The organism is Mesobacillus subterraneus (genome assembly GCF_000934845.1).
In the GTDB taxonomy this organism is placed as follows: Bacteria; Bacillota; Bacilli; order Bacillales; family Cytobacillaceae; genus Mesobacillus; species Mesobacillus stamsii.
Genome location: NZ_JXIQ01000088.1, coordinates 24,932 through 31,228, shown reverse-complemented (window position 1 = coordinate 31,228; position 6,297 = coordinate 24,932). Strand labels below are relative to the sequence as shown.

General features: G+C 41.0%; 10 protein-coding genes. 7 read left to right on the top strand and 3 right to left on the bottom strand.

Features of this window, described 5'->3' with window-relative positions; translation table 11 throughout:
• Nucleotides 1-121: 121 nt before the first annotated feature.
• From UB32_RS11270 to UB32_RS11245, 6 genes are all read left to right on the top strand, one after another.
• Complete coding sequence (locus UB32_RS11270) at nt 122-541, top strand: HIT family protein (RefSeq protein ID WP_044393853.1); 420 nt, start codon at nt 122-124, stop codon at nt 539-541.
• Nucleotides 542-754: 213 nt separating this feature from the next.
• Nucleotides 755-1,837, top strand: a complete 1,083-nt coding sequence (gene serC, locus UB32_RS11265; protein WP_044393852.1) for a 3-phosphoserine/phosphohydroxythreonine transaminase — start codon at nt 755-757, stop codon at nt 1,835-1,837.
• Nucleotides 1,838-1,961: 124 nt separating this feature from the next.
• Nucleotides 1,962-2,480, top strand: coding sequence for a tryptophan transporter (locus tag UB32_RS11260; protein ID WP_044393851.1), 519 nt, complete (start codon nt 1,962-1,964; stop codon nt 2,478-2,480).
• 465 nt (nt 2,481-2,945) lie between these two features.
• Entirely contained in the window at nt 2,946-3,314 is a 369-nt protein-coding gene (locus tag UB32_RS11255) for a YtxH domain-containing protein (protein ID WP_044393849.1), read from the top strand.
• Between the two features lie 228 nt (nt 3,315-3,542).
• Nucleotides 3,543-4,118: an HTH-type transcriptional regulator Hpr gene (locus UB32_RS11250; RefSeq protein WP_044393847.1), complete on the top strand. Its 576-nt coding sequence runs from the start codon at nt 3,543-3,545 to the stop codon at nt 4,116-4,118.
• A 247-nt stretch (nt 4,119-4,365) separates the two neighbouring features.
• Nucleotides 4,366-4,554: a hypothetical protein gene (locus UB32_RS11245; RefSeq protein ID WP_431305969.1), complete on the top strand. Its 189-nt coding sequence runs from the start codon at nt 4,366-4,368 to the stop codon at nt 4,552-4,554.
• A gap of 186 nt (nt 4,555-4,740) precedes the next feature.
• Here UB32_RS11245 and UB32_RS19460 read toward each other — a convergent pair whose 3' ends face one another.
• From UB32_RS19460 to UB32_RS19835, 3 genes are all read right to left on the bottom strand, one after another.
• Nucleotides 4,741-4,833 (bottom strand): YjcZ family sporulation protein, encoded by a 93-nt coding sequence (locus UB32_RS19460; protein ID WP_084221808.1) that lies wholly within the window; start codon nt 4,831-4,833, stop codon nt 4,741-4,743.
• 90 nt (nt 4,834-4,923) lie between these two features.
• Nucleotides 4,924-5,007, bottom strand: coding sequence for a YjcZ family sporulation protein (locus UB32_RS19455; protein WP_064503397.1), 84 nt, complete (start codon nt 5,005-5,007; stop codon nt 4,924-4,926).
• A 93-nt stretch (nt 5,008-5,100) separates the two neighbouring features.
• On the bottom strand, nt 5,101-5,181 hold the full coding sequence (locus UB32_RS19835) for a YjcZ family sporulation protein (protein ID WP_023615406.1): 81 nt from the start codon (nt 5,179-5,181) through the stop codon (nt 5,101-5,103).
• A gap of 190 nt (nt 5,182-5,371) precedes the next feature.
• Between UB32_RS19835 and UB32_RS11235 the strand changes: the two genes are divergently transcribed.
• Nucleotides 5,372-6,253: a peptidylprolyl isomerase gene (locus UB32_RS11235; protein ID WP_044393840.1), complete on the top strand. Its 882-nt coding sequence runs from the start codon at nt 5,372-5,374 to the stop codon at nt 6,251-6,253.
• Nucleotides 6,254-6,297 lie beyond the last annotated feature (44 nt).

Here is a 6,297-nt window from a genome sequence, read left to right as displayed (position 1 = left end):
GTCAAAGAACGACTTCACTGGTCGGCCCTCCAGCGCTTGTCGGGGCTGACCAAGGCGCTTCCGCTTTTCAAAAATTATGATAAAATATAATGAAACAAGATGAATCGAAAGGGTGGGAAAGATGGGTGATTGTATTTTTTGCAAAATAATCAATGGCGACATTCCCTCAGCAAAAGTATATGAGGATGACAATGTATTGGCCTTCCTCGATATTAGTCAGGTAACGAAGGGACATACCCTTGTCGTTCCTAAAGTACATAAGGAAAATGTGTATGCGTTAACGGAAGAAATTGCTGCCAATGTCTACAAAGCTGTGCCAAAAGTAGCGAATGCTATCAAGGCTGCCTATGACCCAATTGGGCTTAATGTGCTCCAAAACAACGGAGAAGCAGCCGGCCAGTCCGTTTTCCACTTTCATATGCATCTAATCCCTCGCTATGGCAACGGAGACGGTTTCGGGGCTGTATGGAAAACTCACCAAGATCAGTACACTGCAGATGACTACCAAAAAATCGCTGCCGAGATCAATAGTAAAATCTAGACTTCCGTACTTACGGGAGTTTTTTTATGGATATTTCGAGAAGTGCTGCTAACTCTGATAAACTAGCTGAATTTTTTTGAATCCAACCGAAAAAACGGAAGAATATTTATTTTCTAAAAAAAACAATAGAACAATCTATCTATTTTTGTTAGCATGATAATAACTTTAACGCATTAATGAAAAACTGTAGAGAATTTTTTCGGAGGGATGATCTTGAAACGTGCACTGAATTTTAATGCTGGACCTGCCGCCTTGCCTGAGGCGGTGCTGGCGAAGGCCAAAAAAGAAATGATGAATTACCAGGACCTCGGAATGGGAGTCATGGAACTCAGCCACCGCAGCAAGCAATTTGAAGCGATTAATGACCGGACACAATCATTGCTTCGCTTACTTCTCAACATCCCGGATGATTACGAAGTGCTCTTCCTCCAGGGTGGCGCAAGCCTTCAATTTACCATGGTACCAATGAATCTTCTTGAAGAAGGGTCGACCGCCAGCTATGTCCTAACTGGCGCTTGGTCAGAAAAAGCACTGAAGGAAGCGCAAAAAATCGGGAGCGCGACGGCAATCGCATCATCAAAGTCGACTAACTATAAATCAATTCCCAGCCTCTCAGAAATTAATGGAAAGCCCGACTCATCCTACCTCCACATCACGACAAATAACACGATATATGGGACTCAATGGCATCAGTTTCCTGAAAAAATCAATGTTCCGCTTGTTGCCGATATGTCAAGTGATATTTTAAGCCGGCCCATTCATGTATCCTCTTACGGACTGATCTACGCTGGAGCGCAAAAAAACCTGGGCCCATCTGGCGTGACAGTAGTGATCATCAATAAGCAGCTGCTGAAACGTTCAAGACCGGATTTACCAGCAATGCTTAATTATCAAGTACAGGCTGACTCAAATTCCCTTTACAATACGCCGCCGACCTTGTCTGTTTATTTCTTGATGTTAGTCCTTGAATGGGCCGAATCCATTGGTGGGGTACAACAGCTTGAACGAATGAACCAACAGAAAGCTGCAATGCTTTATGATGCGATCGACCGCAGCAATGGTTTCTATAAGGGTCATGCTGAAAAAGACAGCCGCTCCTTGATGAATATCAACTTCACGCTCGCTGACGACGACTTATCCGCTTCCTTTCTTCATGAGGCTGAAGAATTAGGCTTTATTGGACTTGCGGGTCATCGATCTGTTGGCGGCTGCAGGGCATCTATCTACAATGCCGTTCCGCTCGAGCATGTTGAACAACTGGCGAAGTTTATGAATGATTTCAGGTTAAGAAATTAACAGAATAGTAACCCTTTACGAAAACAAATTATATGATATAATAATAGCAAGCTTTTCGCTGCAGGCATCTAGCGCACTGCAGGAGAAGCAACAGTTAGTAACCATAGCAGAGGAGAGATGAGAATTGAATACGAAGAATCTTGTAGCCTTGTCACTATTAGTCGGGATGGGTGCAGTGCTTCACACTGTTGTCCCAGGATTTATCCTTGGAATGAAGCCAGATATGATGCTGACCATGATGTTCCTTGGGGTCCTTATGTTTCCTGACAAGAAAAGTGTATTGTTGGTTGGAGTTGTGACTGGTTTAATTTCAGGATTGACTACGACGTTCCCTGGCGGACTTATTCCAAATATGATCGACAAGCCTGTAACGGCATTTGTCTTTTTGGCACTCCTGCTCACCTTAAATAAATTTAAACCATCCGTTTACATCGCAGCTGGCCTTACAGCAATCGGAACGGTTGTATCCGGAATTGTATTCCTCGGATCAGCTTACTTATTAGTTGGCCTTCCAGGACCGTTCATCGCCCTTTTTGCGGGAGTTGTTCTGCCAGCGGCTGCCTTTAACACCGTATTCATGGCCATTCTTTATCCAGTAGCAACCAATATTTTCAAACGAGCCAAACTTGCAGAAGTCAATTAACTAAGAAAAGCTCAGGGCGCCTTGCTCAGCCCCAGCTGGACAATTTTAAAAGAAATTCGATACTAGAAAAAAAGCCCCTCTCCTCGGACAGGGGCTTTTTTTCTTACCGGAATGAGTAAAAAATAATCCCGAGCAGTAGGAAAATAGCTCCCCCGCCCGCGAACGTGCCAGCCCTTTTTCGCAAAAGCATCTTTGGAGGATACATGCCTGGCTTCTTAAAGACAAGGAGATTATGGACTGCCCCCAAAAAGAAAGCAATACTGATGACAAATATGATAGTAGTAAAAATTCCTATTCCCCCCCTCCTCCGTATAGGAGCTTATTTCATCATTATGCCTGCTAATATAAGCCTATGAAGCAAAAACGTTTATTTGTCCGAGAATAGGAAATTAAATAAAGAAGGAATAGAGGAATTTACATCCTTTTGCAGAACATATACAGAAAAAATGACGAGGTGGTCAAGCTATGAAAGCAAAATCGGTATTAATGGGTATGGTTATCGGAGGAGTAGCAGCGGGGATCGCAACGCTGCTCACTGCGCCAAAATCTGGTTACGAGACCAGAAGGACGCTTAAGGCAAATAAGGATGAGTATATAGGGTCGCTTAAAGATATTAAGGATTCTGTTATGGAATTAAAAAATACTGTTGCAACTGCTTCCAAAGAAGGGAAAGCATCGATCCAAACATTTGTTACGGATGTAAAGACCGCTCTATGGGAATGGAAACTGGAAACAGAGGAAAATAAAATGGCCCTTCAGGAAGATATCAAAGAGCTTGAAGAATCCATTTCAGAACTAGAATCCGAATTAGCTGCCAAAACAGAAGAAAAATAAAGAAGAAATCCTTCCCGCCAACTATTTTTTTCGGGTGAGAAGGATTTTCCTATTTTATAAAGAAACAATACATGACATAATCCCTTTTAACCGAGCCATCTTTACATAATTTCACCAAACTTTAGCTGAAAAATAGCGAATTCGAAAAATTTAGTAAATTTATATCTTTATTAATTTTTGTTTTATTGGCATAATGATAATAGAACAATAAAGTAGGTGAATTTTAGAATGGGAGATAAAAATTATACTATGAAAGAAGCGATGATGTTTAGCCAGAGAGTTGCCCAGTTAAGCAAAGCCCTTTGGAAATCGGTCGAAAAAGATTGGCAGCAATGGATTAAGCCGTTCGACCTCAATATTAATGAGCATCATATTTTATGGATTGCTTTTCACTTGAATGGTGCTTCGATTTCTGATGTAGCCAAATTTGGCGTGATGCATGTTTCCACCGCCTTCAATTTTTCAAAGAAACTTGAAGAAAGAGGCTATTTAACGTTTTCCAAGAAGGAAAGCGACAAAAGGAATACGTATATCCAGTTGACCGAAGAAGGCGAAGGCGTATTGCTCGCTTTGATGGAAAGCTACGAACCTGATAATAATGCTGTTTTTTCAGGGGCGATGCCATTAAAGGAACTCTATGGGAAGTTTCCTGATATTATTGAAATTATGGCGATTGTCAGGAATATTTATGGCGATGATTTTATGGAAATATTCGAGAAATCATTTTCGAATATCGACAAAAAGTTTACTGACGAAGACGGAACGCTCAAAAAGATCGATCCTGCCAAGAAAGAATACGCTTAAAAGACACAGAGTGACTCCAAACTAGAGAGAATTCCTTCAAAAATTCACAACTTTGCTTGCTTCCTGCTTAACAACGATGTTTCAATTTATAAAGCGGTTGCTTATTACTGCTTCCGCTTTTTATTCTTCCCTTAGAATGCTCATTGTCTCACAAAGAGAAAAAATCCCCTAGGTAAAAAACTATCTTTTTCTTTGATTATTTGGTATTGTATTTAAGATAAAAAGACCCATGAGGAGGGATTCTTCGATGATCTCCATTTTATTCGTATTTGTCCTATTTGCTGCCTTCATTCTTTTCTATATAAATAAGTTAACAGACTCCCTTTGTATCCAGAAGGAAATCCCAGAAGACAAACATGCAAATATTTTCAGGACGATCAATACCCTAGTTACCATTTTGCTGATTTCATCTTTCCTTGAAATTCTTTATACGTGAGTACATAGGAATTGCGCTCGCGGCTTGGTCTACAGGCGCTCTGATGGCTAGAAGGAAAGTTGTTCAATGACTTTATCGGCAGAACAAAAATGAAGCGATGAGGTTCTCCTCACCGCTTTTTATTTTTGGTCTTCCTAAACTGCTTTTTTTAATCAAAACTTGGAAAAATCATCGTACCAGCGAATTCTACAGCCAAGATGCACCGATGATGATTAACAAAATAAATAATACAACGAGCAATGCAAAACCGCCGCCGTATCCATAGCCTCCTTCAGACATTGAGGTTCCTCCTTTCTGCTCTAAGAACTTGCCTTACGATCATTCGTAGACATATGGGGGGCGAGTTGACCCCCATATCCTACTCAGAAATTAAAGCCAAGCTGCACCCACGATGATTAACAGAATGAATAACACGACAATTAACGCAAAGCCGCCGCCGTATCCTGCACCCATATTAACACCTCCTTCCAAAGTGGTTATGATATCTTATTCAAGCAAGTTCATTTCCGCATAGGCAGTTATCCTGCTTTTCATGCATTTTGTTAGTTATAGGTAAGCTGCACCCACAACAATTAGCAAAATGAACAAGACAACTATCAAAGCAAATCCCGAATTGTAGTGGCCCATAACAAATACCTCCTTTTTTTTCTTCTCTACATCGTATGCACCCACACGCAAACGGTATAGATACTCGCCCATTTTGCTGAATAGGAAATAAGATCCAGCATTAATTTTTTGTAGAAAAGTTTATTTATGGTATAGTAGACCTTGTGGATAAATATGGCCACTAGAATTTTCTGTTTAGGAGTTGTTCACCATGAAAAAAATGATTATTTCCCTCACGGTTGCGGCCGGAGTCATCGGATTAGGTGCATGCAGTAATACTACTAGTGATTCTTCAGAAGTAATCGTTGAGTCGAAAGCAGGCAATATTACAAAAGAAGAACTTTATCAATCAATGAAAGAAAAATATGGGGAGCAGGCACTTCAAGAACTGCTTTACCAGAAGGTACTTTCAGAGAAATATAAAGTAACCGACAATGAAGTGGATCAAAAAGTGGCCGAGCTTAAAAAAGAGGTAGGCGATAACTTTGAGCTTGTTCTTCAGCAAAACCAGCTTAAAGATGAGGAAGAGTTAAAAGCAGTCCTTAAAGACCAGCTTCTTTTGGAAAAAGCCGCCCTTAAAGATGTAACGGTAAGCGAGGATGAAGTAAAGAAAAGCTATGAGGAGTACAAGCCTGAGATCAAAGCAAGTCACATCCTCGTAGAAGATGAAGCAACTGCGAAGGAAGTCAAGAAAAAGCTCGATGAAGGCGCGAAATTTGAAGACTTGGCAAAGGAATACTCAAAAGATCCTGGCTCAGCTGCGAATGGCGGAGACCTTGGATTCTTTGGTCCTGGTAAAATGGTTCCTGAATTCGAAGCGGCCGCCTATGCCCTTGATGTGAATGAAATTAGCGGACCTGTCAAGTCACAGCATGGGTTCCACATCATCAAGGTTACAGAGAAAAAAGAAAAAGAATCCTATGATAAAATGAAAGACAAATTAGAGTATGACTTAAAGCTTGCCCAGCTTGACTCTAATAAAGTCCAGGAAGTACTAAAACGTGAGCTTGATGGGGCGAACGTTAAAATCAATGATAAAGATTTGACAGGAGCTGCAGAATTCCCAGAAGCAGCTGCACCAACACAGCCTTAAATGGACAAGCTGAACCCACAAAAAAGCACTGGCTCCGCGATTCT